Origin of the sequence: Streptomyces sp. ADI95-17 (assembly GCF_003846175.1) — a bacterium.
Taxonomy (GTDB): domain Bacteria; phylum Actinomycetota; class Actinomycetes; order Streptomycetales; family Streptomycetaceae; genus Streptomyces; species Streptomyces sanglieri.
Window position 1 is genome coordinate 593,036 of record NZ_ML123046.1, and the last position, 26,441, is coordinate 619,476.

Here is a 26,441-nt window from a genome sequence, read left to right on the forward strand (position 1 = left end):
GGTGACCGGCCGGGTCACTCCACACCCCTTCGTGCTGCTCCGTTCAGTCGCCGACCGCCAGGCCCTCGACGGCCACGGCCGCGGTCACGGTGCGCGGCGGCACCGGCTCGGGGACACCTGTCCCGTCCGGCACCGCCGTCTCGACCGGTGCCTGCCGCTCGGGGAGCAGCCCGAGCACCGCCTGCCGCTGCGCCTCGTCGGTCGCCTCGTCGTAGGGATCGGGTGTGGCCGGGACCTGGAGCCGGAGCACCGCGGCGGTGCCGAGCCGTGCGTAGCCGCGGCCGGGCGGGACGTCGGGGGTGGGGGTGGTGTGCGGCTCGGTGCCGAGGACCGCCTCCGCCTGTTCGCGGGAGCAGTGGCCGAGCACCACCCGGGCCCGGCAGTGCGTGCGTACGGTCTCGCCGAGGGTGTCCAGGCCGTCGAACTGATCGGCCAGGACGACGATGACATTGGCCGCCCGGCCGTGCCGCAGCGGCACCTGGAGCAGCTCCTGCGGATCGGGTCCGTCGTCGGCGGCGGCCAGGTGGACGAGGGTGCTGGGGCGGTCCAGCAGGATCCACAGCGGGCGCTTGGTGTCCTGCGGCGCGGGACGGCCGGACTGCCGGGCGCGGTTCGTGGCGATCAGCCGCCGCTCCGTCTCGTGGGCCGCCCACTCCAGGGTGGCCAGCGCGCCGGCCGCCCCGCACTCCACGGCCAGCACGCCGTCGCGTCCGGTCAGGAACGCGTACTCGCCGGTTCCGCTGCCCTCGACGATCAGGACGTCGCCGTGCTGGAGCGCCTGGAGGGCGATGGACCGCAGCAGGGTGGTGGTGCCGCTGCCGGGCTGCCCGATCGCCAGCAGATGGGGTTCGGTGGAGCGGGCGCCGGTCCGCCAGACGACCGGAGAGGCGTCGCGGGTGGCGTCGCCGTCGTGCACCGGGACCGTGCGCTGCACCGCGTCACCGTCGGTGAAGCCCAGCACGGTCTCGCCGGGGGCGGTGACGAAGCGCTGGGCGCCGATCGAGGTGGGCAGGGCGCCGAGGACGCTCATGACGAGCCGGTTGCCCTCCTCGTCCCAGGCGAAGTGGTACTCGCGGCCGCGGCCGGACTTGGCGTGCAGCAGCTGCTCGATCCGGGCCCGGGAGGCGGCCTCGCTGTCGGTGAAATAGGCGGGATACGTCACCTGGAGGCGGGTCAGCCGCCCGTCGGCGTCGAATTCGTAGCCGCTGAAGGCCTTCTCCCAGTCGCCGCCGTGGGAGAACAGCGGACCTGGGTCGTCGGCCACCGAGAAGTACGGCACGAGCGCCTCGTACAGGGACCGCAGCCGCGCGGTCTCCGCGTCGTCCGGGCCGGTCCTCACCGGGGTCCGCTCCCGCCCCGCCCACGCGGCGGCGCCCATCACCGTGACCAGGGCGATCAGGCCCCCGTACGGCATGAGTGCGAACGCGAGGACGCAGGCCGCGACGACGAACAGCGCGGGGCCACGCCGGTCCTTGGGCGTCGCGGCCCACTTCTGCCGTCCGGTCGCGGCCAGCAGCCGCAGACCACGGGTGATCGTGATCAGCGGATGGAGGACGTCCGTGGCGTTGTCGGCGGCCGTGCGCGCGAACTCGCGACTGCGAGTGATCGAGGCGCTGCCGCTGCTCAGAATGCGGGGGAGTGGTCGCCGGGCCACGTCGGTCTCCTGAAGGGGTGGGAGCGGTCGCGGAGGGTCAGAACTTGATCCCGCCCAGGAGGCCGGCGAGACTCGCGCCGCCTGCGGTGATGCTCGGTGCGATGGCGGTGCCTGCCAGATAGAAGCCGAACAGGGCAGTGACGAGGGCGTGTGACGCCTTGAGGCCGTCCTTCCTGAAGAACAGGAAGACGATGATGCCGAGAATGACGACGCCTGACATGGACAGGATCATGAGTGGTTCTCCTGGTTGGGGGGACAGTCACCATGAGTCCTTCCAGGTTCACCGGAAGTATCTATACGATAAAAGCTGCATTCGGGTGAAAAGTCGTTATTTTCACTTGAATGGCTGCCTGGATGATCCCGGTGGGGCGGAACATCTGATGTCGCGTACTGTTCCGGCGCACCATTCGTGATCCTTTGCCACGGGTGGGCCGGGTCATGTGCCCGGCCGGGCAGTACCCTGTCGATTCACTCGTACGGCCCCCGGGGCGTACGCCCCGGCAGGTCGACAGCGGTGAAACCGGTTAATGGAAGGCGGTCCGTCCGATGAGCGAAACACCCGATCCCGAGGTGGTCGAGCTGGCGACGAAGGTCTTCGACCTCGCTCGCCGCGGTGAGACCGACGCGCTCGCCGCGTACGTCGACGCGGGTGTCCCCGCGAACCTCACCAACGACCGGGGTGATTCGCTGCTGATGCTCGCCGCGTACCACGGCCACGCCGCCGCCGTCACGGCCCTCGTCGGCCGGGGCGCCGATCCGGACCGGGCCAACGACCGCGGCCAGACGCCGCTCGCCGGGGCCGTTTTCAAGGGCGAGGACGCGGTCGTCGAGGCACTGCTCTCGGCGGGGGCCGATCCGGCCGCCGGAACGCCCTCCGCCGTCGACACGGCCCGCATGTTCGGCAAGGCCGACCTGCTGGAACTCTTCGGCTCTCGCTGACCGGGTACGCCGTAAATGTGGTCGCGGTGGCGAAATGGCTGGGTCATCATGACGTCGCGGGCCCGGCTCCGGGCCACCGACGAGAGGCAGAGGAAGATGGTCTACACCAAGCAGAAGACGGCGGTCGGCCGATCATGTTGCTGCGCGGCGTAGTGCCCACCCGGCACTTGGAACTGCACAGTCCCGGTTGCGTCGACAGCTTGATGTGAGGCTTTTTCCATGTTTGATCCGTTCATAGCGCCGAGCGGTACCCTGCTCGGCCTGCTGCAGAGGGGCCGTGGCGACGGCACGCTCCACGCGCTCGCCGCACCACGCCCCGAGGCCCTGGCGGCTCTCAACCACTGCGTCCTGAGCGATCCGCGTCACGACTGGCAGGTGGAGAACCGCTCCCTCTACTACGCGCGCCTCTATCTCGACCTCGACGGCGGCATCGAAGAGATCGAACGGCACCTGTGCGATCCCGACGACCACCTCGACACCGAAGACTCGCGCACCGGGCTCGCCCTCGCCGTGCTCGGCCACCTCGCCTCGTACGGACGCGGCGACGCCCTGGCCCTGCTGCGGCGGTACGCCGCGACCGGCGCCAACTGGGCCTGGGCCCTCGACGAACTCGCCCTGCGCGACGACGACGCGGGACTCCGCTCCCTCGCCGTACCCGTGCTCGGCCGTTTCCCGGCCACCGAGGAGGGCGCGGCCGAGCTGGCCGCCGCCGTGCGGGACGCCTACGAGCCCCGCCCCTGGCGGCTGTGGGCGGACGACCCGCGCGACGAGGTCGGCGCCAGGATCCGAGCCGCCTCGGAACAGGGCTCGTTCGACCGCTGGCAGCGCCAGATGCGCCCCGGCGGCCCCCGCCCGGGCTGGAGCGTCCAGGCGGTCTTCGACTGGGCCCAGCAGGGGCTCGAACGCGGCAGCACCCTCCATGTGCCGGCCGCCCGCTGCCTCACCGCCGTCGCGGGCCCCGAGGACCGGCCCACGATCGTCGAGGCCGCCCGCAGCGGCCCCGACGGCGCACGCTGCGCCGCCCTGCACTACCTGGCCGAGGCCAGGGACCCGGCCGTGCTCGACCTGATCGAGGCCGGAGCCGTCGGCGCCTCACGCACCGTCGCCGACGCGTGCGTCGCCGCCTTCGAGCGGATGTGCGGCGACGCGGCGGTGGACCGCGCCCGGAGCTGGGCCCGGCGGCCCGACGCGCTCGGCGCCTCCGCGGCCGGAGTGCTCGCCTGCCGGGGCGGTGCCCAGGACGCACCCCTGGTCCTCGGCGCACTCCGCGAGGCCGTACGGGGCGACGGACCGGACGCACCACGGCTGTGGACCCTCGTCGACGGCGCGGGACGGCTGGGCATCGGCTGTGCCGCTCCCGTACTGCGGCACGTCTACCGGGAGACGTCCTCGTCGCATCTGCGCGGCCGGGCGGCCCGCGCCCTGGCCGCCACCGACCCCTCCTTCGCCACCGGCTTCGCCGTCGAGTGCCTGTGGGACTGCGAGGAGACCACCCGCGAGGTCGCCGCACTCCACGCGGAGACCGGGGACATCAGGGTCGCCGAGCGACTCCGCCGCCTCGCCGCCGACCCGGCCGAGGAGGCCGAGGTGCAGACGGCGGTACGCAGCAGGATCGGGCCCGACACCCCGGCGGCCTGACCGAGCGGTACCACGACGCGCGTCGGGGGGCGCGCGGCGTGAACGGGCGGGCGGCGCCACACACCCCGGCTCAAACGCTCATGGGACGTTCCCCGGGCGGAAAGATCCAAGTCGGCCCGGTCACGCCCGGCGTGGCGACAACACGAACATGCGTGTCGTCATCGTCACCGAATCCTTCCCGCCCGATGTCAACGGCGTGGCCCACTGCACCCTGCAGACGGCCCGTCATCTCGTCGCCCGCGGCCACGAACCGCTCGTCATCGCCCCGGCCCCGGCCGGTACGACGACCGCGTCCCGCCGCGGCTCCTCCGACGCCCCCGAGACCGGCGCACCCTGCCCCGTGGTGCGCGTCCCTTCCCTCCCGCTGCCCGGCTACCCCCAGGTCCGGGTCGCGCTCCCCGGCCGGCGGCTGACCGCCGCACTCGCCGCCCACCGCGCCGAACTCGTCCATCTCGCCGGACCGTTCGTGCTCGGCGCACGGGGCATGGCCGCCGCCGCCCGGCTCGGGCTGCCGGCCGTGGCCGTCTACCAGACCGATCTGGCCGGCTACGCGCGTACCTACCTGGGCACCGGCGAGAACACCGCCTGGCGCCGGATGCGCGCCGTGCACAGCGCCGCCGACCGCACCCTCGCCCCGTCCACCGCCGCCCTGCGCGACCTCACCGGGCACGGCGTGCCCCGGGTGCGGCTCTGGCCACGAGGCGTCGACACTGCACGGTTCCGGCCCGCGCTGCGGGACGAGCCGCTGCGCCGCAGGCTCGCGCCCGGCGGCGAGACGATCGTCGGATACGTCGGGCGGCTCGCCCCCGAGAAGCACGTCGAACTCCTTGCCGGGGCCTGCGCGCTGCCCGGCGTCCGGGTCGTGGTCGTCGGGGACGGCCCCAGCGAAGCCTCGCTGCGGACCGGCCTGCCCGGCGCGGTCTTCCTCGGCCGCCGGACCGGCGACGACCTCGCCCGGGTATTCGCCTCACTGGACGTGTTCGTGCACACCGGACCGTACGAGACGTTCTGCCAGACGGTCCAGGAGGCCATGGCCTGTGCGCTGCCGGTGATCGCCCCGGCGGCGGGCGGACCGCTCGACCTCGTCGACCACGGGCGCACCGGGCTGCTCGTCCCGCCGCTCGACGCCCGCGCCGTGGCGGACGCGGTCGGCGCACTCGCGGCCGACCCCGCACGCGCCGCCGCCTACGGGGCCACCGGCCGGGCCGCGGTCGAGGGACGGACCTGGCAGGCGGTGGGCGATCAACTCCTGGACCACTACGACGAGGTGCTCCGCGACCGCACGGCGGTTGCGGCATGAACGGCCGCGAAGAGCGAATGGTCATCGTCCGGCTGGCCAACTTCATCACCCCGTCGTCCGGCGGGCTGCGCACCGCCCTGCACGAACTCGGCCGCGGCTACCTCGCCGCCGGCCACGAACCCGTACTCGTCGTCCCCGGCAGCGGACCGGGCGACGAGCGTACGGAGCAGGGGCGGGTGATCACGCTCCCCGGACCGGTCCTGCCGGGCAGCGGCGGCTACCGCGTACTGGCCGGCCGGAACCGGCTCCGCCCCCTCCTGGAGACACTGCGGCCCGACCGGCTGGAGGTCTCCGACCGGACCACGCTGCGCTGGACCGGCGAATGGGCGCGCCGTGCGAGGGTGCCCGCCGTGATGGTCTCCCACGAGACCGCCGACGGGGTGCTGCGCACCTGGGGCCTCCCGGCCGGCGCGGCCGCACGCGCCGCCGACCGCCTCAACGCCCGCAGCGCCCACGCCTACACCCGGATCGTCTGCACCACGCAATGGGCGGAACGGGAGTTCCTGCGCATCGGCGCCCGCAACGTGGTGCGGGCACCGCTCGGCGTGGACCTGCGGCGCTGCCGCCCGCAACGTCGCAGCACGGTGCTGCGCGCCAGACACCTGCACGGCCGGGACGTGCTGATCCTGCTGTGCTCGCGGCTCTCGGTCGAGAAGCGTCCCGGCCGGGCCCTGGAGACCCTCGCCGCGCTGCGGCGTCAGGGCGTGCGGGCGGCGCTGGTCGTCGCGGGCGACGGACCGCTCCGGACGGGCCTGGAGACCAGGGCGCGGGCACAGCGGCTGCCGGTCGAATTCCTGGGCCATGTGCGTGACCGGGAGACCCTGGCCGATCTGCAGGCGGCGGCCGACATCTGCCTGGCCCCCGGTCCGGCAGAGACGTTCGGCCTGTCGGCCCTGGAGGCGCTGGCCTGCGGAACCCCGGTGGTGGCGAGCGCGAGCTCCGCGCTCCCGGAGGTGATCGGCGGCGCCGGAGCGGCCGCCGAGGACACCGGCGAGGCGTTCGCCGCCGCCGTACGCGAGCTGCTCGGCCGCCCGGCGGACGAGCGCCGCGCCACCGCCAGAGCACGCGCCGAACTCTTCGGCTGGGGCCGCTCGGTGGCCGCCTTCCTGGCCGCCCACGAGGTGCCGGACCGGGGCGGGATCCACGAGGCGCGGGCATGACGGGCGGGCCGGGGGAGACGGGCTTGACGGGCGGGCCGGGGGAGACGGGCTTGACGGGCGGGCTGGGTGTGCCGAGAGAGACGGGCTCGATGGGCGGGCTGGGTGTGCCGAGAGAGACGGGCTTGACGGGCGGGCCGGGTGTGCCGAGAGAAGCGGGCTTGACGGGCATGACGGGTGTGCCGGGTGAGACGCGCTTGACGGGTGTGCCGGCGCCGCGCGGCGCCCGCGAGTTACGCCCGACGGTGCCACCGGACCCGTCTTCCCCGGTGCGGTTCGCCGCGCTGGGGGACTCGTTCACCGAAGGGGTCGGCGACCCCGTCCCCGGCGGCCTGCGGGGTTGGGCGGCGCTGCTCGCGGAGGGGGTCGCGGGCGGAGGGCAGGGCGTGGAGTTCCGCAACTTCGCCGTCAGCGGTGCGCAGTCCGGCGACGTCCGGGACCGGCAGGCCGTGGCCGCGGCGGCGTTCCGGCCGCACCTCGCCTCCGTCGTCGTCGGCGTCAACGACACCCTGCGCCGCACCTTCGACCTGCTGCTCCTCGCCCGGCGACTGGACGAGGTCTGCGCACTGCTGTCCGGGGGCGGCGCCGTGCTCCTGACCGTCTGCCTGCCCGACCCCGGCGCGGTGCTCGGGCTCCCCGCACCGCTGGGCAGACCCCTGGCCCGGCGACAGGCCGCGGTGAACGCCGTGGTCCACGCCCTGTCCGAACGCTACGACGCGGTCCATCTGCACATGGGGGACCGGGCCTGGGCCGAGGACCGCTCGCTGTGGAGCCCCGACCGGCTCCACCCGGCCGAACGCGGACACCGTACGGTCGCGGCGGGCTTCCACCGGCTGCTGGCCGCCCGGGGGCTGGCCCTCGGCGCCGCCCCCGGGCTCGACCCCCGCAACCGCTCCCGGGCCGCCTCGACTCCTGGCTCCGGCTGGTCACCGCGGGCTCCGGCTGGCTGGCCCGCCGGAGCACCGATCTGCTGCCCCAACTGCTCTGCCTGGCCGGAGCGGAGCTGCGGCACGGGGCGTGCGGCACCGGTGCCCGCCTCGACCGACGGGCCGAGGAGGCCCTGCGGCGCGCACTGGCCGCCGTACAGCCGGCCGACGCCCGGACGGCGGGGGCACGGGCCGCGCCGTCCGGGCCGTCGGCCGCGCCGCGGGTCAGTATGGAGGGATGACGGGACGCTGGGAGTTCTGGATCGACCGGGGCGGGACGTTCACCGATGTCGTGGGCCGGGACCCGGACGGGCACCTGGTCACCCGCAAACTGCTCTCCCACGACCCGGACCGCTACCGCGACGCCGCCGTGGCCGGAATCCGGGCGCTGCTCGGCCTCGGCCCCACCGACCCGGTCCCCGCCGACCGGGTCGCCGCGGTGCGGATCGGTACCACGGTCGCCACCAACGCCCTGCTGGAGCGGCGCGGCGAGCCGACCGTCCTGGTCATCACCGAGGGCTTCCGGGACGCCCTGCGCATCGCGTACCAGAACCGGCCCAGGCTCTTCGACCGCCGCATCCTGCTGCCCGAGGCCGTCTACGAACGGGTGATCGAGGTCCCCGAGCGCGTCGACGCCCGCGGCCGGGTCGTCACACCGCTGGACCGGGAAGCGGTCACCGAGCGGCTGCGCGCCGCCCACGCCGACGGACTGCGGAGCGCGGCCGTCGTCCTGATGCACGGCTACCGCCACCCCGGACACGAGAGTGCCGTGGCCGCCGCCGCCCGCGAGGCCGGCTTCACCCAGGTCAGCTGCTCGCACGAGGTGAGCCCGCTGATCAAGCTGGTGCCACGCGGCGACACCACCGTCGTCGACGCCTATCTATCGCCGATCCTGCGCCGCTACGTCGACGAGATCGCCGGTGAACTGGAGGGCATCCGGCTGATGTTCATGCAGTCCAACGGCGGACTGCGCGAAGCCTCCCACTTCCGGGGCAAGGACGCGGTGCTCTCCGGTCCCGCCGGAGGCGTGGTCGGCATGGTCCGCACCTCCGAACAGGCCGGATTCGACCGGGTCATCGGCTTCGACATGGGCGGTACGTCCACGGACGTCTCGCACTACGCGGGCGAGTTCGAACGCGAACTCGGCACCCAGGTCGCCGGGGTGCGGATGCGCGCACCGATGATGAGCATCCACACCGTCGCGGCCGGCGGCGGCTCGGTCCTGCACTTCGACGGCCGGCGCTACCGGGTCGGCCCCGACTCGGCGGGTGCGGTCCCCGGCCCGGCCTGCTACCGCCGCGGCGGCCCGCTGACCGTCACCGACGCCAATGTGATGCTCGGCCGGATCCAGCCCGCGCACTTCCCGGCCGTGTTCGGACCGGACGGAGACCTCCCGCTCGACGCGGACCTGGTCCGCGAACGCTTCGACGCGCTCGCCGAGGACGTGGCACGCGCCACCGGAACCCGGCGCACGGCCGCCGAGACCGCCGCCGGGTTCCTGGAGATCGCCGTGCTCAACATGGCGAACGCGGTCAAGAAGATCTCCGTGCAGCGGGGGCACGACATCACCCGCTACGCCCTGACCGGCTTCGGCGGTGCCGGCGGCCAGCACGTCTGCGCCGTCGCCGACTCCCTGGGCATCGACACGGTCCTCGTACCGCCATTGGCGGGCGTGCTGTCCGCGTACGGGATCGGCCTCGCCGACGCCACCGCGATGCGCGAGCAGTCGGTCGAGGCGGAACTGAACGAGGCGACCCGGACCGCGGTCGGCGAACTCTGCGACGAACTGGCCGCCCGGACCCGCGCCGAACTGCGCGCCGACGCCGTCCCCGACAGCGCGATCAGCACACACGCCCGGGTGCTGCTGCGCTACGCCGGTACGGATTCCAGCCTGCCCGTCGACCTGGACACCGCATCCGCCATGGCCGCGGCGTTCACCGCCGAGCACCGCGCACGCTACGCGTTCACCATGGACAAACCCCTGGTCGTCGAGGCGGTCTCGGTCGAGGCGACCGGCACGGCGGGCAGGCACCGGCCACGCCCGGCCGACCGCCCACCCCGCACCGGCGGGGAGCCCCGGCCGCGTGACACCGTGCGGATGTTCGCCGAGGGCCGATGGCGGGACACCCCGCTCCACCGCCGCGAGGAACTGCGTCCCGAGGACACCGTGACCGGCCCCGCCGTGATCGCCGAGGCGGACGCCACCACCGTCGTCGACCCGGGCTGGCAGGCCGCACTCACCGACACCGGCCACCTGCTGCTCACCAGGGTCCGCCCACGCCCGGACCGTACCGCCGTCGGCACCCGCGTCGACCCCGTCATGCTGGAGGTCTTCAACAACCTCTTCATGTCGATCGCCGAGCAGATGGGCGTGCGCCTGGAGAACACGGCCCACTCCGTCAACATCAAGGAGCGGCTCGACTTCTCCTGCGCGCTCTTCGACGCGGACGGCAATCTGATCGCCAACGCCCCGCACATCCCCGTCCACCTCGGTTCGATGGGGGAGTCCATCAAGGAGGTGCTCCGGCGCAACGGCGGCACGATGCGGCCCGGCGACGTGTACGCCATCAACGATCCGTACCACGGCGGAACCCACCTGCCCGATGTGACCGTGGTGACACCGGTGTTCGAAGAGGCCGACGGCGAACGGCCGGAGCTGCGCTTCCTCGTGGCGTCGCGTGGACACCACGCCGAGATCGGCGGCATCACCCCCGGCTCCATGCCGGCCTTCAGCCGCACCATCCACGAGGAGGGGGTGCTGTTCGACAACTGGCTGCTGGTGCGCGACGGCAGGTTCCGCGAGGACGAGACCCGCGAACTGCTCACCACGGCCGCGTACCCCTCCCGCGACCCCGGGGCCAACCTCGCCGACCTGCGCGCCCAGATCGCCGCGAACGAGAAGGGCATCGCCGAACTCCGGCACATGACCGAGCAGTTCGGGACCGACGCCGTGGACGCGTACATGCGGCACGTGCAGGACAACGCCGAGGAGTCCGTCCGCCGGATCATCGCCGCACTGGACGACGGTTCCTACCGCTACGAGACCGACAACGGCGCGGTCATCGAGGTCGCCCTCACCGTGGACCGGGCCGCCCGCGCCGCGGTCGTCGACTTCACCGGCACCTCACCCCAGCAGCCGGGCAACTTCAACGCGCCGAAATCCGTGGTCATGGCGGCCGTGCTCTACGTCTTCCGGACCCTGGTCGACGACGACATCCCCCTCAACAGCGGCTGCCTGAAGCCCGTGGAGGTCCGCATCCCGGAAGGCTCCATGCTGGCGCCCGTCCACCCGGCGGCCACCGTCGCGGGAAACGTGGAGACGTCCCAGGCCGTCACCGGCGCCCTGTACGCGGCCCTCGGCATCCAGGCCGAGGGCTCGGGCACCATGAACAACCTCACCTTCGGCAACGAACGGGTCCAGTACTACGAGACCGTGGCGAGCGGCTCCGGCGCGGGCGACGGCTTCGACGGCGCCGACGCCGTACAGACCCACATGACCAACTCCCGCCTCACCGACCCCGAAGTCCTCGAATGGCGCTACCCCGTCCTGCTGGAGAGCTTCCGGGTACGCGACGGCAGCGGCGGCGACGGACACTGGCACGGCGGCCGTGGCGTGGAACGGCGCATCCGCTTCCTGGAACCCGTCACCGTCGCGCTCCTCTCCGGCCACCGCCGGGTCCGCCCGTACGGAATGGCGGGCGGCGAGCCCGGCGCATTGGGGGACCAGCACATCGAGCACCCGGACGGCCGGGCGCCCACCCCGCTGCGCGGCTGCGACACCGCCGAGCTGGAACCCGGGGACGTACTGGTGCTCCGGACACCGGGCGGCGGGGGCTACGGAACCCCGGAGCCGGCACATGACGACCGCACGGAACGCACCGGCTGACCGCACGGAACGCACCGGCTGACCCTGCGGACCGCACCGATTGACAGCGGGCCCCGGCCGATCCGAAGGGCGGGCCCCCGGGGTCGCTTCTGCGCCGTTTCGACCGTTGTCGGTCCGAGGACCTAATCTGTGCAGCGTGACTTCGCCTGCCTACACGGACAACGCTGCGCCCCAGCTCAGCGCGGGGCCGCGGCCCGCCCCGGGCCCGGCCGCCGACGAGGGGCTCTCGCGGCGGCTGCGCGCGCTCGCCTGCACGGCGCCGCTGCACGACCTCGATGTGCGCAAGGCGAATCTGGCCGGCGAGTACACGGTCTACGCGATGGCCGAGGTCGCGCTCGCCGCGATCGACCTCGTCACCCTCAACATGGACTTCGACACGGGTGCCGACCACGACCAGATAGTGACCAGGCTGCTGCCCCGGGTCGCCGCCCAGGCCCCGCGCCGCCCCGTGGCCGAGCACGAGCGGGTAGCCCGCTGGGTGCTGGAGAACCTGATCAACGTCGGCAGCGTGGACCGCGGATTCCGCGCCGTGTACGGCACCTTCGGCCCCGACGGGGTGTACGTCCGCCGCGACTACGACTTCAAGCTGATCGAAGAGGTCCCGGGATACGGCGGCACCGTCTACCTCCGGGCCACCGACGAAGCGGTCAACGTCCTGGTGGGCGCCCTCGACACGGACGTCACCAGCGCCCAGATCGCCGCCGAGGTCAAGCTGGAGGTCCTCATCAGCCGGGGCCGTCTCGCGGACGCCCAACTCGCCGCCGAACAGGCCCGCTACCGCACCGTCCAGTACGCGGAGACCCTCCGCAAGACCCTGGAGGCCACCCGACGCAATGTCCGCGCCGTCGACTGGCTCAACGCGGTGCCGGACATGATCGCCGAAGCCCTGGACCACGTCGCCGACCGCTACCGCCACGAGAACGCGATCCTCACCAACATCCGCAAGGCCCGTGACGAGGCGGAGGAGCCCGAGCACAAGCGCCGCGCCGCCGAGCTCGTCGACATCGTCAAGGACTGCATCCGCCGCCACACCCAGCTCCAGTCCCGCCTGCTGGAGGCCGGGCCGCTGTTCCGCGCCGAGCAGGACCGGCAGGCGTTCGCCACCCCCACGGCCCGCACCGGCCTCGACCTGTACGGCCAGCTGGTCGCCCCGCTGCTGCCGCTCCCCGTCGAACAGGCGATCCGCGTCACCGACGCCTTCTTCGCCCACGGCACCGGACTGCGCACCCCCACGTCGGTACGGGTGGGCGACCTGGTCGACATGCTGCTCACCCCGCCCGTGGAGCGGGAACACCTGGGTGCCGAGATGCCCGAGCCCGATCTGATCGCCACTCCCGACGACAGCAGGTTCAGCGAGGAGCAGCTCGCGAGCGCCATGGAGCTCCTGGACCTGGAGCACGACGCCCCGCGCCGGCTCTCGGGCCTGCTCGCCGAGGCCCGGCGCGGCGGCGATCCCGATCTGGCCTATCTCGTCGCCCTCCTCGCGGTGCACGCCGCGAGCCCGCCCGTCGGCACCGCCTACCGCCAGGGAGAGCAGCGGCTGCTGTTCTCCGTCGACGACGGCACACAGCTCGACGACCCGGAGTTCGGGGGCGCGGACCTGATCGTCGGCACGGCCCTGCTGGACGCGGCCGGAATGGCCGCGGACCGCACGGAGGCGACATGACCGGCGCCGCCCGCACCGCACGGCGGACACCGGCCCGCCCGGCCCCCGCCGGCACATGTGCCACGGCCCCGGACCGGACCGCGCCGCCCGGCACGGCCCCCGCGAGAGCCACCGCCCACCCCGTACCGAAGAGTTTCCGCAGCAAGGAGCGACCGTCGTGAGCGACCACCGCGCACAGCACGTCGACGCGTGGAGCGAGCCGACCGCCGCGTACACGACCGAGGGCACCGGACCCGCCGACCCGGTGGTTCCCGCGGCCACGCCGCCCGTCACCCCGGCCGACGCGGCCGATGCCGCCCGGCTCGTCGCCTTCGGCCTGCAGCCCAAGCTGCTGCCCGCCCGCGACGCCGAATACGCCGAACTGCTCCGCCGCTACCGGGAGGAGCCCGCCTTCGCCCGGCTCGCCGACGCCGTGGCGACCGGACTCGGCCTGGTCGTCCTGGAGGTGTCCACCCGGGCCGGCATGGCCGTCACCGCCGGTGAGGACTCGGTATTCGCCGTCCGCATGGGCGACTACGCCCGCCGCGCCTCCTCCGACTCCGCCGACCGCTTCCTGCACGGGCTCGCGCACCTCGCGGTCGCCGCGATGGCCTTTCCCCGCCCCGAGGACCTCGCCGACGACGCCTACATCGGCCGGATCACGGTCAACGGCGTCGACTCGTTCGTACGCCAGGCATGCCACCGCCTGGAGGAGCGCGCCGAGGAGCACGGGGACAACACCGACCCGGCCACCGACGCTCCCGGACTCGAAGCGGCCTGGCGGATCTACGCCCGGCGCAGCTCCACCGGCGCCACGAAGGACGCCCGCCGCCTGGCCGGCTCCACCACCGGCATCGTCGGCAAGGCCGTCGCCTTCCTCACCGACTCCGGCTTCCTCCAGCGCACCGGCGACGACGCCGGCGGAGCCTTCCGCACCACCGCCCGCTACCAGCTCCAGGTCCGCGACATGGCCGGCAGCGCCGCCATGGCCGAACTGCTGGAACTCGGCGTAGTCCCGGTCACCGACGGCACGGCGACGCTGCTGCCGCCGCCCGACGCCGACGACCTGGAGCTGGCCGCCGACGCCGGTCTGCCCTTCCACGCCTGACCGGCCCGCCCCACCACCGCCGTCTCCCCCCGCTGCCTGAACGACGAGAGTCCGCCGCCATGTACGAGCTGTCCCGGGTCCGCCTCTACTCCATCGGGCCTGCCGGTGCGCGCTACGCCGACACCGTGCTTGACCTGCGCGGAGTGGGCGAGCCCGTGCCCAACCCCGCGCCGGCCCAGGCGGAGTTCTTCGAGGAGGAGCCGGTCGGCCCGCCGCGCCGCCCCGCCCCCGCCGGCGTGCTCTTCCTGGAGAACGGCGGCGGCAAGTCGGTGCTGCTGAAACTGATCTTCTCGGTGATGCTGCCCGGCCACCGCAACACCCTCGGCGGCGCCAGCTCCGGCGTGCTGCGCAAATTCCTGCTCGCCGACGACTGCGGACATGTCGCCCTGGAGTGGCAGCACACCCTCACCGGCGAGTGCGTGGTCGTCGGCAAGGTCAGCGAATGGCGCGGCCGGCAGGTCTCCAACGACCCCCGGAAGTTCGCCGAGGCCTGGTACTCCTTCCGGCCCGGACCCGGCCTCAGCCTGGACTCCCTGCCGGTCGCCGAGGCCACCTCCGTACGCCGCCCCGCCGAAGGCGTTTCCGGCGCGCAGGGCAGACGGCGCACCATGAAGGGCTTCCGCGACGCCCTGACCGAGGCGGGCAAGTTCTACCAGCACCTCGACGTGCACTGGGAAGAGATCCACGACCGCTGGAACGAACACCTCGGAGACCTCGGGCTCGACCCCGAACTCTTCCGCTACCAGCGCGAGATGAACGCCGACGAGGGCGAGGCGGCGGGCCTCTTCGCGGTCAAGAAGGACTCCGACTTCACCGACCTGCTGCTCCGCGCCGTCACCGACACCCGCGACACCGACGGCCTCGCCGACCTGGTGAGCGGCTTCGGCAACAAGCTGGGCCGCCGCGCCGAACTGACCGCCGAACGCGACTTCACCGCAGGCTCGGTCGATCTCCTCGGCCGGATCGTGGAGGCCGCCGAAACCCGTTCCCGCGCCCGGGACATCCACGCGGGCGCCGAGCGCCGCACCCGTACGCTCGCCCGCAGGCTCTCCGCCCGCGCCCGCGAGGAACGCGGCCGGACCGCCGAGCTGGCCCAGCAGGTGACGGGCGCCGCGCACACCGTCACCTCGGCCGAACAGGCCCGCGGCCGCAGCGCGTCGATCGCCGCCGAACTGGCCTACCGGCACGCCTCGCTGGCCCTGACCGCGGCGGAGAAGGGCGCCGCCGCCCAGCGCCGCGAACTGGTCGACGCCCGCACCCTGCACTCCGCCTGGCAGGCCGCCGAGGCCGTACTGCGCCACCGCGCCGCCGCCGACCGTTCCGCACGGGTGGCCGTCGCCATCCGCGAGGCGGAGCGGGACGCCGCGCCCGCGCTCGCCGCCCGTGCCAAGGCCGCCGCCGACCTCGTGCAGGCACTGCACACCGCCGCCGAGGCCGGCGAAACCGTCGCCAACGAGGAGGAGGAGCGCTCCGACACGCTCCAGAGCGCGGGCGAGACCGCCCACCGGGACGCCACCACCGCCGCCACCGAGGCCCAGCGCGCCCGCAGCGAGGCCGGACACCTGCGCCAGCGCCTCGCCGAGGTCGAGCAGGAGACCGCGGAAGCGGTACGGGCCGGCTGGCTCGACGACACCGCGCCGGACGCCGACCCGGCCCGTGCCGCCCTCGCCGCCAGCGACGCGGAGCAGTCCGCCGTCGCCGCGTGGGACACCGCCAGGGAGGCCGCCCGCTCGGCGGCCGACGTGGCCAGGGAAGCCGCGGCCGCCGAGAGCCGAGCCGAACTCGCGGCGGCGCGGGCCGCCGACGCCGCACAGGCCGCGGACCAGTCGTACGAGGCCGAGCTCAGGGCCGCCGAGTCGATCGCCGCCGACCACCGGCTGGCCGACCTGCTGGGCCTGCCCACCGCCCCCGGCACCGGCGTGCCCCGCCCCCGCCGCGGCGCGGCCGGAACGGACCGGGACGGCGCCGAGGACACCGGGACCGACACCGACAACGGCCCGGCCACCCCCGACCGACAGGTCGCCGCGGAGACGAGCGGCCCGGCGGGCGAGACCGGCCGGCCCGTCCAGGCGGCCCACGGCGCACACACCGTCACAGCAGAACAGGCCACCGCCTCCGAACAGCCGCTCACCGCCCAGGAACTCGACCGCAGCGCCGACGAACTGCGCGAGCTGCTCGACCAGGGCATCGCCGCAGCCGAGCGCCGCCTCTTCGAACTGCGCACCGCGGCCGCCGACGACTCCCGCATCCTCGGCGCCCTCGGCGACGGCGGACTGCTGCCGCCCGGCCCCGACGTCCTCGCCACCGTCGAGTACCTCGGGGAGCACGGCATCCCCGCGCTGCCCGGCTGGCGCTACCTCGCCCAGGCCGTCGACCCCGCCGACCACGCGGCCGTCCTCGCCGCCCGCCCCGAGCTCGTCGACGGCGTGGTCATCACCGACCCCGACTCGCACGCACGCGCCCGCGAGGTCCTCAGTGGCGCCGCCCTGCTGCCGCGCTCCGCGGTCGCCGTCGGCACCGCCGCCGCGCTGCTCGCCCCCGTCCCCGCCGCCGGCACCGGTTCGGCGGCGAGCACGGAAGGGGTGTTCCTCGTCCCGCCGAACCCGGCGATGCACGACGAACTCGCGGCCGACGAGGAGCGCCAGGCGCTCAGGAGCCGGACCGCCGCCCGGGACGAGGACATCCGCACCCTCGCGGCCCGCCTCACCGCCGACCGTTCGCTGGCCGCCCGCATCGGCTCCTGGCGGGCCGACTGCCCGCCCGGAATGCTCGCCGAGCTCGCCGGGGCCGCGCGCACCGCCCGCACGGCCGCGGAGACCGCCGAGGCCGAGCTCGCCGAGGCCCGTACGGTGCGCGCCGAGGCGGACGAGGCCGCCGCGGACACCGCCCGCGTCCGTGAGGAGCGCCAGGAGGCCGCCCAGCGGGCCCGCCGCGCCGCCGACGCCCTCGCGGGCCTCGCGTACCGGCTCCGCGAACGCGCGGGCTGGCAGGTGAAACTCCGCGAACTCGTCGACGAGGCGGCCGAGTCCGAAGCCCGTGCCACCGTCTGCCTGGAGCGCGCCCGCGCCGCCGACGAGGACCGCAGGGCCGCCCAGCGCGCCGCCGACGACGCCCGCCGCACCGCCCGCGCCCTGCGTGCCGAACGAGCGGAGATCGCCGGCGCCCCCGAGCACCTCCCGGAGCCCGAGGACGACAGCCCGCGCCCCGCACTCCCCGCGCTGCGCGAGGCGTACCGGGCGGCGTCCCAGCTGTACGAGAAGGTCGGCGTGGGCGCCGACCTGCGCGCCGAGCAGGCCCGCGCGGAGAGCGACGAGAGCGCCGCCCTCGCCGAACTGGACCGGCTCACCAACAAGGTCCGCACCCGCGCCGCCCAGCTCCTCGAAGGCACCGACGGCGCGGACGGCCCCTCCCGGCAGGCGGCCGCCGCCCGCGCCGAGTCCCTGGTCCAGCTCCTGGAGACCCGGGCCTCCACCGCGAGCGAGCAGCTGGGCCGGCTCCGCGGCGAGGCCGAGCGCCTGGCCCCGGCGGACGGCGAGCCCCACCACACCGAACTCCCCGAGGAGCTGGTCCCCGCCGACGCCGACCGGGCCCAGACCCTCCTGCGCACCGCCACGGCCGAACTGGCCGCCGCCACCGCCACCCTGGAGGCCGCCCGCGCCGCCCACGCCGAGCTGCTGTACGCACACCGCACCGCCGAGGACTCGGCAGGCGGCTTCGACGAGACGGCGGCCCTTCTGCGCGACCTCCTCCGGGACCACGGCGCGGACGACGACACCGAGGCCCCCGAGCCGTATCCGGGCAGCCTCGACGAGGCTCGGCAGTCCGCCGCCGAGGCCCGCCGCTCACTGCGCGGCTGCGCCACCGACCTGTCCGCCGCCGAGAGCGCCGTACGCGAGGCGAGCGACGTCCTCGTCCGGCACGCCAACTCCACGCGTTACGAACAGGTCCGCACCCCCGCCCGCCAGCAGATCCGCGAGCTGCCGGCCGCCGCGCTGCCCGAGCACGCCGAGAAGTGGGCCGCGGCCTTCGCGCCCCGGCTGAGGGTGCTCACCGACGAGCTGGCCCAGCTGGAGCGCAACCGCGACTCCATCGTCGACAGGCTCCGCGGCCTCGTGGAGTCCGCGCTCACCACCCTGCGCTCCGCCCAGCGGCTCTCCCAGCTCCCGGAGGGACTGGGGGAGTGGTCGGGCCAGGAATTCCTCCGCATCCGCTTCGAGGAACCCGACCAGGCGACCCTCACCGAACGGCTCGGAGAGGTCGTCGACGAGGCGACCCGCGCCGCGCTGAAAAAGAACTCGGACCTGCGCAGGGACGGCATGTCCCTGCTGCTGCGCGGTGTGCAGGCGGCGCTGGAACCCAAGGGCATCGCCGTGGAGATCCTCAAGCCGGACGCGGTGCTGCGCGCCGAGCGTGTCCCGGTCGGGCAGATGGGCGACGTCTTCTCCGGCGGCCAGCTGCTCACCGCCGCCATCGCGCTCTACTGCACGATGGCCGCGCTGCGCAGCAACGACCGGGGCCGTGACCGGCACCAGCACCGGCACGCGGGCACGCTCTTCCTGGACAACCCCATCGGCCGCGCCAACGCCACCTATCTGCTGGAGCTCCAGCGCGCGGTGTCGGACGCCCTGGGCGTACAACTCCTCTACACGACCGGACTGTTCGACACCACGGCGCTCGCCGAATTCCCGCTGGTCATCCGGCTGCGCAACGACGCGGATCTGCGCGCCGGGCTGAAGTACATCAGCGTGGAGGAGCATCTGCGCCCGGGACTGCCGCAGCAGGACCCGAACGGCGAGACGGTGCACGGCGAGATCACCGCCACCCGCATGTTCAAGCGCGCCACCACATCCCCCGACACCGCCCCGGCTCCCGTCGACGATTAGGCGCGGGCACGCGCTGGAACACCCGAGCCGCGCCGCGGGAACGGGAACGGATGAGAAGGGAAGACGCGGGACGGGCCGGCAGGACAAGCACACCTGCGGCCCGATGGCGCTCAGGCTCGACGACGGCTCAGGCTCGACGACGGCTCAAGCCCGTGAGAGGCCTTCGACGGCTCAAGCCCGTGAGAGGCTTTCCGAGCCCCGGCGGCGTATCCGAGCCTCGTCCCGCTGCGCGGTCCGCGCCGCCCGCCGCGCCCTGCGGCGCTCACGGCGCAACTGCCGCGCCGAACTGCTCGGCACCGAAACCACGCCGTTGCGCTGGTTCCAGACCTGCCGGGTCACCCACACGTCCAGCACCGACCAGGTCGCGACCACGGTGCTGCCCACACTGCTCAGCACCATCGGGAAGGCCAGCCAGGACCCGGCCAGCGTGCACAGGAACGCCACCATCGCCTGGATGATCGTCAGCGACATGATGAGAACGGCGCGCACGGCGGACCTGCGGACCGGGTCAGGCATCCGCCGCCGTGTCGCGGGCTCTTCCACCCACAGCTGCTGGCGCGGGATCTTCGCCCCGCCCGCCGCCGCCGAGTTCGCCGGCGCGGCCGGTGCCGACGGCACCGTGCCCCGACGCTGTTCCGTCTTCAAGGCCCTCAACTCCCCACCACTGTCCGACTTCAGGGTTGCTGCCCGGCATGCGCCGTTTCTACGCGGGCGGATCGGACCGTCCTGCCTCACGACCCCTGCCCCGCGTCGCCCACCCCGTGGATCGCGCACCGCGACCCACCACCATGATCCCGCCTGACCGGCCCCGGCTCTCCCCGTGTTACCCCTGCCCCGTACAGAGAGACGAGTGAACGGCCGTGAAGATTCCCCCGAACCGTCGTGAAGCGAAGGATTCCAGCCAACTGCCCCGCCGAACAGAATGAAGCCCTGTCAGGTCTCTTCTGCCGCTTTCGCGAATTTCATTGCCCGGAATACCAGGACAACCCATGACCAACACCGGACAGCGCGGCCGAAAATCGTCCGGACGTCCCTTCGAGTTGCTACTCCGTCAGTAGTAGGCTCGCGCCGTTTATTGACGGAACACGACCCCCGCCCCGCGGGGTCGAGCTGGGGGAGTCCATGCGCTTTCGCGGAAAGTCCATCCGCAGGAAGATCGTGGCGTTGCTGCTGGTGCCGCTCATCTCCCTCACCGCGCTCTGGGGATTCGCCACTTTCCTGACGGGGCGCGAGGCCGGTCACCTGCTGAGCGCCGGCACTCTGGTGGAGAAGGTCGGTCATCCGCTGGAGGACACCGTCCGGGCCATCCAGAACGAGCGCCGCCAGACCCTCGTCTTCCTCGCCGACCCCAGGGCCTCCAACGCCCTCCCGCTCCTGCAGCGCCAACGGGCGGCCACCGACCGGGTCCTTGCCGGTGTCAAGGACAGCGCCCGGCAGGAGGACATCCGCGACGCGCTGAGCTCCGACGACGACACCCAGCTGAATTCCATCCTCGGCACGGTCGAGGGCCTCGGCGCGCTCCGCGAATCGGTCGACCGGCGCACCATCGACCGCTCCAAGGCGATGGAGTTCTACGGCCGCCTCATAGATCCCTGCTATCGCTTCCTGACCGGACTCCGCACGATGGAGAACGTGTCGATGGACAAGCAGGTCCGCGCACTGGTCGGCATCTCGCGAGCCCGCGAAATGCTCTCCCGCGAAGACGCCCTGGTCGCCTCTTCGCTCATCGCCGGGCGGCTCACCGCCGCCGAACTGCGCGAGATATCCGATCTCGTGGCCAATCGAAAGCTGCTCTACGAGATCAATGTGGACGCGCTTCCCGCCGCGGAGCGCCAGCGCGTGGAGCGGTACTGGGCGAGTCCGGACAGCGAACCGCTGCGGACGGCGGAGAAGACCCTCATCGAGGGCGGCCCCACCCAGGACCCGCGCGCCGTCGACGCCGAGCGCTGGCAGGAGACCGCCCCGCCGGTCCTGGAGCGGCTGGCCAACGACTCCACGGAGATGAACAACCGCTTCCAGGACCGCGGCAAGCCCGCCGGTTACAGCGTCCTGATCAAGGCAGGCATCGCGGGCGTCCTCGGCTTCCTCGCCCTGATCGCCTCGGTGTTCGTCTCCGTACGCATCGGCCGTGAACTGATCCGGGACCTCTCCCGGCTCCGCAAGGACGCCCACGAGGTCTCCGGCGTACGGCTGCCGAGCGTGATGCGCCGGCTCGCCGCCGGGGAACAGGTCGACGTCGAGACGGAAGCCCCGCACCTCCAGTACGAGCGGGACGAGATCGGCCAGGTCGGCCAGGCCCTCAACACCCTGCAACGCGCGGCCGTCGAGGCCGCCGTCAAGCAGGCGGACATGCGGCGCGGCGTGTCCGAGGTCTTCGTCAATCTCGCCCGCCGCAACCAGGTGCTGCTGCACCGGCAGCTGACGCTCCTGGACACCATGGAGCGCCGCACCGAGAACACCGACGAACTCGCGGACCTCTTCCGCCTCGACCACCTGACGACCCGCATGCGACGCCACGCCGAGGGCCTGGTGATCCTCTCCGGTGCGGCTCCGTCCCGTCAGTGGCGCAAGCCGATCCAGCTGATGGACGTGGTACGGGCGGCGGTCGCCGAGGTCGAGGACTACGAACGGATCGAGGTCCGCCGACTGGCCCGGATCGGGGTGGGCGGCCCGGCCGTCGCCGACCTCACCCACCTGATCGCCGAACTCCTGGAGAACGCGACCGTGTTCTCGCCGCCGCACACCGCGGTCCAGGTGCTCGGCGAACGCGTCGCCAACGGCTTCACGCTCGAAATCCACGACCGCGGCCTCGGCATGGCGCCCGACATCCTCCTGGACGCCAATCTCAGGCTCGCCGAGACCCCTGAGTTCGAGCTGTCCGACACCGACCGGCTCGGCCTGTTCGTGGTCAGCCGTCTCGCCCAGCGCCAGAACGTCCGCGTCTCGCTCCAGACCTCTCCGTACGGTGGCACGACCGCCGTCGTCTTCATCCCGGCGGCGCTGCTCACCGACGCCCCGGACACCCACGGCACCGGGTTCCGCCTGGACCGCCGGGCCGAGCGGGCGATCGGCAGCGGTGGCCGGACGGCCGGTGACGCCTCCGGCAGCGGCCAGGACCGCAGGGACGGCGCGGCGGACCGCCGGGCGGGCGGCAGGCACTCCGGCCTCGCCCCCGTTCCGACCGGCCTGGTCGATCCGGCCCTCCTGGACGGGCCCGTCGAGCTCGAAGGACCCGTCGGAGCACTGGGCTTCGAGGGCGACGCCGTGCTCGACCCGCTGCTCGAACCCCTGCTGGGCGGCGCCTCCGACCTCGACGACACCGAGAGCGAACGCGGCGGCATCTTCCGCTCCCGCGACCTCCGGCGCGCCGCAGACCGCGAACAGCACCAGCAGGCGACGGACCAGGGCGCGGAGTCGCAGGCCGGCGTACGGCCGATGCGCCCGGGCGGCCCGGTGCCGCTGCCCCGCCGCAAACCGCCGACCCTGGTCACCGACAACGGCCGCCGGGTCGACGAGGCGGGCCGCGCCCACCCCGCGGCCGCCGAGCGGGACGCCCCGCAGGACCCCGCCGGCCCGAGCGGGTCCGGCACCGGCTCCACGCCCACCGAACCCCGGCAGCCCACCGGCTTCCGGAGACCCACCGAGCCCGCCACACCCGAGCAGTCCGCCTCGCCCGGGGCCCCGGGCACCCGGGAGACCATCGGCGGTCTGCCCCGCCGCATCCGGCAGGCCAGCCTCGCTCCGCAACTGCGCGAGGACTCGGCCGTCCGCGATCCCGATCCGGCCCGTACGGAACCGGACCAGGACTTCGAACGTGATGCGGAAGAGGTGCGCAGCCGCATGGCTTCGCTCCAACGCGGCTGGCAGCGCGGCCGTCGGCAGAACGCCGAGGACGTGACCGGCCCCGGCGAAACAGCACAAGGAACCACTCCGGGAGGGGACGGTCGATGACCGCACCGAACGTCGCAGCAACCAACGCCGCACGCCAGGGCTCCGGCCAGCTCAACTGGCTCCTCGACGAACTCGTCGAACGCGTCGCCAGCATCCACAAGGCGCTGGTGCTCTCAAGTGACGGCCTCGCCACCGGCACGTCGAAGGACCTGACCCGCGAGGACAGCGAACATCTGGCGGCCGTGGCCTCCGGATTCCACAGCCTCGCCAAGGGCGTCGGGCGGCACTTCGACGCGGGCCGGGTCCGCCAGACCGTCGTCGAGCTCGACGAGGCGTTCCTCTTCGTCACGGCGGCCGGTGACGGCAGTTGTCTCGCGGTGCTGGCCGACGCCGACTCGGACGTCGGCCAGGTCGCGTACGAGATGACGCTGATGGTCAAGCGCGTCGGCGCCCACCTGGCCAACGCACCCCGGACGACCGGTCTGTCCGCCGGGGGGTGAGTGGACGGTGAGCGCTGACTCCTCCAGATCTCCGGCAACGCCCACCGACCCGCAGGCCTCGCGCTGGTACGACGCCGATGCGGGACCGGTGGTCCGTCCGTACGCGATGACCCGGGGCCGAACCAGCAGCGCCTCCCGCCATCGTCTCGACCTGATCGCGATCGTCGTCCCCGAACCCGAGGCCGACGACCCCGGCCGGGACCAGACGCTCTCCCCGGAACACGTGGAGATCGTCGAACTCTGCAGTGGCATGCCCCAGTCGATCGCCGAGCTCGCGGCCGGCCTGGACCTCCCCGTCGGGGTGGTCCGGGTCCTGGTCGGTGACCTCGTCGAGGACGAACTGGTACACGTAACCCGTCCCGTTCCGCCGGCCGAGCTGCCGGACGTGAACATTCTTCGCGAGGTGATCAATGGCCTTCGGGCGCTCTAGCCGCAAGAAGCGGCCCGTTGAGCCCGTTACCCTGAAAATCCTGGTGGCGGGCGGATTCGGCGTGGGCAAGACGACTCTGGTGGGCGCGGTCAGCGAGATCAGGCCGCTGCGCACGGAGGAACGACTCAGCGAGGCGGGCCGTCCGGTGGACGACCTGGCGGGCGTGGAGGCGAAGACCACCACCACGGTGGCCATGGACTTCGGCCGGATCACCCTGCGCGAGGACCTGGTGCTGTACCTCTTCGGAACCCCGGGGCAGGACCGCTTCTGGTTCCTGTGGGACGAACTGGCGCAGGGTGCGCTCGGCGCCGTCGTGCTCGCGGACACCCGGCGACTGGAGGACTGCTTCGCGGCGGTCGACTACTTCGAACGCCGGGCCATTCCGTTCACCGTCGCCGTCAACTGCTTCGAGGGGGCCGACGAGTTCCCCGTCGAGACGGTGCAGGCGGCGCTGGACCTCGACCCGGAGGTGCCCGTGCTCATGTGCGACGCGCGCGACCGCGGTTCCGTGCGGGACGTACTGGTGGGCGTCGTCGAGCATGCCGTGGCCCGCGCGGAACGCGTCCGCGAGCCCGCCGTCACGTAACGGCCGTGCCGCGCACGACACGGCCCGTACCCCCGCCGACCGGGGTACGGGCCGCGCGTCGTCGCGTCATTGGGCGATGAGTTCTCTCCCGCTGCGACGGACCGTCAACACTCCTGGCAGCACCCGTTGTCGGCGAGCCACTCGGCGGCGATCGCGGCCAGCTCCCGGTCGCGTCCCGCCAGCATCATCCGGATCATCTGCACGTCGCCGCGGAGCGACCAGGCGGGATGCCCGAAGGTGGCCGGATTGTTCTTCTCGATCAGGAAATGCGCGGGCCAGGCGGTCCCGTACCCGATCAGCGGCAACGCGGCCAGGTACCGCTTGCGCCCCCGCGCCAGACCGTAGGCGCTGACCGCGAGCCCGGTCAGAGTGCCGGTCAGATGGACCCACCGGGTCGCGGCCCTGGAGTGCATCGCCACGTAGTAGGGCCAGAACTCCTCGTACGAATCGAACGTCTGCTGTGACATACGGGCACCGTAGTAGCTCCGACCGCAACCGGAAACGGCCGATCCGCGTCGGAGAAGAAGAAGCGGACGGCCGGGGCCCACGGGGGTGGTCCCGGCCGTCCGCTCTCCCGCGTCGGCGTCAGTGGCCCGCGACGGAGCGCCGGGCCACCGGGAAGTCGAAGTAGGTGTCCGGGAACAGTTCGGGCTTGAAGGTGTAGTGCCACCATTCCTCGGCCAGATTCACGAAACCGACGTCCGTGAGCGTCTTCTTCAGGAACTGTCGATGGGTGCGCTGCTCGCCCCGGATCCGCGGGTCGTCGGTGTGGGAGAGCGTGTCGAAGCAGTCGAAACCGGTGCCCATGTCCACGGAGTTGTCCGGGAACCGCTCGGCCGCCGGTGCGTAGCAGGGCACCTGCGGGTCACCCGGCCGGTACGGCGGGGTTGGCGCGGCCGGCAGCCTCACCACCGTCAGATCGACCGTGCTGCCGCGGCTGTGCCCGGACTTCTCCGCGATGTATCCGTCCGCGAACAGCCGCGTCTTGTCGACCCGGGGGTAGAACTCGCCCTTCATGGTCTCGTCGTCGAGGTCCTTCGCCCACCGTACGAAGTGGTCCACGGCCCGCTGCGGCCGGTAGCAGTCGTACACCTTCAGCGAGTAGCCCCGGCGCAGCAGCCGGGTCTGCGCGTGGTGCAGCGCCCGGGCCGCGGGCCGGGTCAGGATGCAGAGCGGATCGCGGTAGCCGTCGACCGGGACGCCCATGAAGTTGTGGACGGTGGGGTAGCGCATCTCCTGGATGATCGTCGGATCCACCGAACTCAGCGCCACGAACTCCTCGGGCGCCTTCGGTCCGGGTCTCGCACTGGCGGCCGGGGCGGTGACGGTGACGGCGAGCAGGGCGGCGGCAGCGGCCGCCAGGACACGGAAAGCGGAAGCAAGACCTGTCATGAGCACATAATCCAGCAGTACGGGGGAGTCCGCCGGAGGATCCGGTACAGTCCGCGCGTGTCCGCACCCAGGAGCAACCCCGAGAAACCGGCCAAGGACTCGCACTGCGGCAGCTGCGGAGCGCCCTGGACCACAGCCGCCACCTGGCCCCGCACCTGCCCGGCCTGCGGCAGCACCGCCTACCGCAATCCACTTCCGGTCGCCGTGGCCCTCCTTCCCGTCACCGACCGGGACGGTACCGGCCTCGTGGTGATCACCCGCACCATCCCGCCCCACCCTGGCGGCCTGGCCCTCCCCGGCGGCTACATCGACCACGACGAGGACTGGAAGCACGCCGTCGTACGGGAACTGGGCGAGGAAACCGGCATCGCGGCCGACGAACGGGACGTCCGCCTCGCCGACGCCCTCAGCGCCCCGGACGGCCACCTGCTCCTCTTCGGCCTCCTCCCACGACGCCCGGCGACCGCGCTCCCGCCCTCCCGGCCCACCGACGAGACGGCCGGCTT

At 73.3% G+C, this 26,441-nt stretch carries 18 protein-coding genes and 1 pseudogene; 14 read left to right on the top strand and 5 right to left on the bottom strand.

Going from position 1 to position 26,441, the window contains the following annotated elements:
• Window positions 1–43 precede the first annotated feature (43 nt).
• Entirely contained in the window at window positions 44–1,654 is a 1,611-nt protein-coding gene (locus EES42_RS16480; protein ID WP_124718969.1) for a P-loop NTPase family protein, read from the bottom strand.
• A gap of 37 nt (window positions 1,655–1,691) precedes the next feature.
• Window positions 1,692–1,886 (bottom strand): hypothetical protein, encoded by a 195-nt coding sequence (locus EES42_RS16485; protein WP_018103962.1) that lies wholly within the window; start codon window positions 1,884–1,886, stop codon window positions 1,692–1,694.
• A 314-nt stretch (window positions 1,887–2,200) separates the two neighbouring features.
• Between EES42_RS16485 and EES42_RS16490 the strand changes: the two genes are divergently transcribed.
• The 9 genes and pseudogenes from EES42_RS16490 to EES42_RS16530 all read left to right on the top strand — a co-directional run bounded on the left by EES42_RS16490 (window position 2,201) and on the right by EES42_RS16530 (window position 19,136).
• Window positions 2,201–2,593: an ankyrin repeat domain-containing protein gene (locus EES42_RS16490; protein ID WP_124718970.1), complete on the top strand. Its 393-nt coding sequence runs from the start codon at window positions 2,201–2,203 to the stop codon at window positions 2,591–2,593.
• A gap of 219 nt (window positions 2,594–2,812) precedes the next feature.
• A complete protein-coding gene (locus tag EES42_RS16495; RefSeq protein WP_124718971.1) occupies window positions 2,813–4,231 on the top strand; it encodes a HEAT repeat domain-containing protein in 1,419 nt (472 codons plus the stop codon).
• A gap of 148 nt (window positions 4,232–4,379) precedes the next feature.
• Window positions 4,380–5,531, top strand: a complete 1,152-nt coding sequence (locus EES42_RS16500; RefSeq protein ID WP_124718972.1) for a glycosyltransferase family 4 protein — start codon at window positions 4,380–4,382, stop codon at window positions 5,529–5,531.
• Window positions 5,528–6,691, top strand: coding sequence for a glycosyltransferase (locus EES42_RS16505; protein ID WP_124718973.1), 1,164 nt, complete (start codon window positions 5,528–5,530; stop codon window positions 6,689–6,691). Before EES42_RS16500 ends, EES42_RS16505 begins: the two co-directional genes overlap by 4 nt.
• A gap of 266 nt (window positions 6,692–6,957) precedes the next feature.
• Window positions 6,958–7,856, top strand: a pseudogene (locus tag EES42_RS16510) (SGNH/GDSL hydrolase family protein).
• Window positions 7,853–11,500: a hydantoinase B/oxoprolinase family protein gene (locus EES42_RS16515; protein ID WP_124718974.1), complete on the top strand. Its 3,648-nt coding sequence runs from the start codon at window positions 7,853–7,855 to the stop codon at window positions 11,498–11,500. Before EES42_RS16510 ends, EES42_RS16515 begins: the two are co-directional and overlap by 4 nt.
• A 136-nt stretch (window positions 11,501–11,636) precedes the next feature.
• Complete coding sequence (locus EES42_RS16520) at window positions 11,637–13,166, top strand: hypothetical protein (RefSeq protein WP_124718975.1); 1,530 nt, start codon at window positions 11,637–11,639, stop codon at window positions 13,164–13,166.
• Between the two features lie 157 nt (window positions 13,167–13,323).
• Complete coding sequence (locus tag EES42_RS16525; RefSeq protein ID WP_124718976.1) at window positions 13,324–14,253, top strand: hypothetical protein; 930 nt, start codon at window positions 13,324–13,326, stop codon at window positions 14,251–14,253.
• Between the two features lie 59 nt (window positions 14,254–14,312).
• On the top strand, window positions 14,313–19,136 hold the full coding sequence (locus EES42_RS16530) for a hypothetical protein (RefSeq protein WP_124718977.1): 4,824 nt from the start codon (window positions 14,313–14,315) through the stop codon (window positions 19,134–19,136).
• Between the two features lie 171 nt (window positions 19,137–19,307).
• Here EES42_RS16530 and EES42_RS16535 read toward each other — a convergent pair whose 3' ends face one another.
• On the bottom strand, window positions 19,308–19,754 hold the full coding sequence (locus EES42_RS16535) for a hypothetical protein (RefSeq protein WP_124719400.1): 447 nt from the start codon (window positions 19,752–19,754) through the stop codon (window positions 19,308–19,310).
• A 504-nt stretch (window positions 19,755–20,258) separates the two neighbouring features.
• On the opposite strand from EES42_RS16535, the gene EES42_RS16540 reads away from it, so the two are divergent.
• From EES42_RS16540 to EES42_RS16555, 4 genes are read left to right on the top strand one after another with little or no spacing between them, the layout of a single operon-like run.
• The gene (locus tag EES42_RS16540; RefSeq protein WP_124718978.1) at window positions 20,259–23,087 is read left to right on the top strand and encodes a sensor histidine kinase; all 2,829 of its coding nucleotides are present in this window, start codon (window positions 20,259–20,261) and stop codon (window positions 23,085–23,087) included.
• The gene (locus EES42_RS16545; RefSeq protein WP_072489357.1) at window positions 23,084–23,527 is read left to right on the top strand and encodes a roadblock/LC7 domain-containing protein; all 444 of its coding nucleotides are present in this window, start codon (window positions 23,084–23,086) and stop codon (window positions 23,525–23,527) included. Before EES42_RS16540 ends, EES42_RS16545 begins: the two co-directional genes overlap by 4 nt.
• A 7-nt stretch (window positions 23,528–23,534) precedes the next feature.
• Window positions 23,535–23,957, top strand: a complete 423-nt coding sequence (locus EES42_RS16550) for a DUF742 domain-containing protein (protein WP_124718979.1) — start codon at window positions 23,535–23,537, stop codon at window positions 23,955–23,957.
• A complete protein-coding gene (locus tag EES42_RS16555; RefSeq protein WP_124718980.1) occupies window positions 23,938–24,543 on the top strand; it encodes a GTP-binding protein in 606 nt (201 codons plus the stop codon). Before EES42_RS16550 ends, EES42_RS16555 begins: the two co-directional genes overlap by 20 nt.
• Window positions 24,544–24,647: 104 nt before the next feature.
• Here EES42_RS16555 and EES42_RS16560 read toward each other — a convergent pair whose 3' ends face one another.
• Together EES42_RS16560 and EES42_RS16565 are read right to left on the bottom strand one after the other, a co-directional pair.
• Window positions 24,648–25,010, bottom strand: a complete 363-nt coding sequence (locus EES42_RS16560) for an Mpo1-like protein (RefSeq protein ID WP_124718981.1) — start codon at window positions 25,008–25,010, stop codon at window positions 24,648–24,650.
• A gap of 118 nt (window positions 25,011–25,128) precedes the next feature.
• Complete coding sequence (locus EES42_RS16565) at window positions 25,129–25,935, bottom strand: M15 family metallopeptidase (protein ID WP_124718982.1); 807 nt, start codon at window positions 25,933–25,935, stop codon at window positions 25,129–25,131.
• A gap of 57 nt (window positions 25,936–25,992) precedes the next feature.
• Between EES42_RS16565 and EES42_RS16570 the strand changes: the two genes are divergently transcribed.
• The coding region (locus tag EES42_RS16570; RefSeq protein WP_241196411.1) for an NUDIX domain-containing protein at window positions 25,993–26,441 on the top strand (449 nt) is incomplete at its 3' end.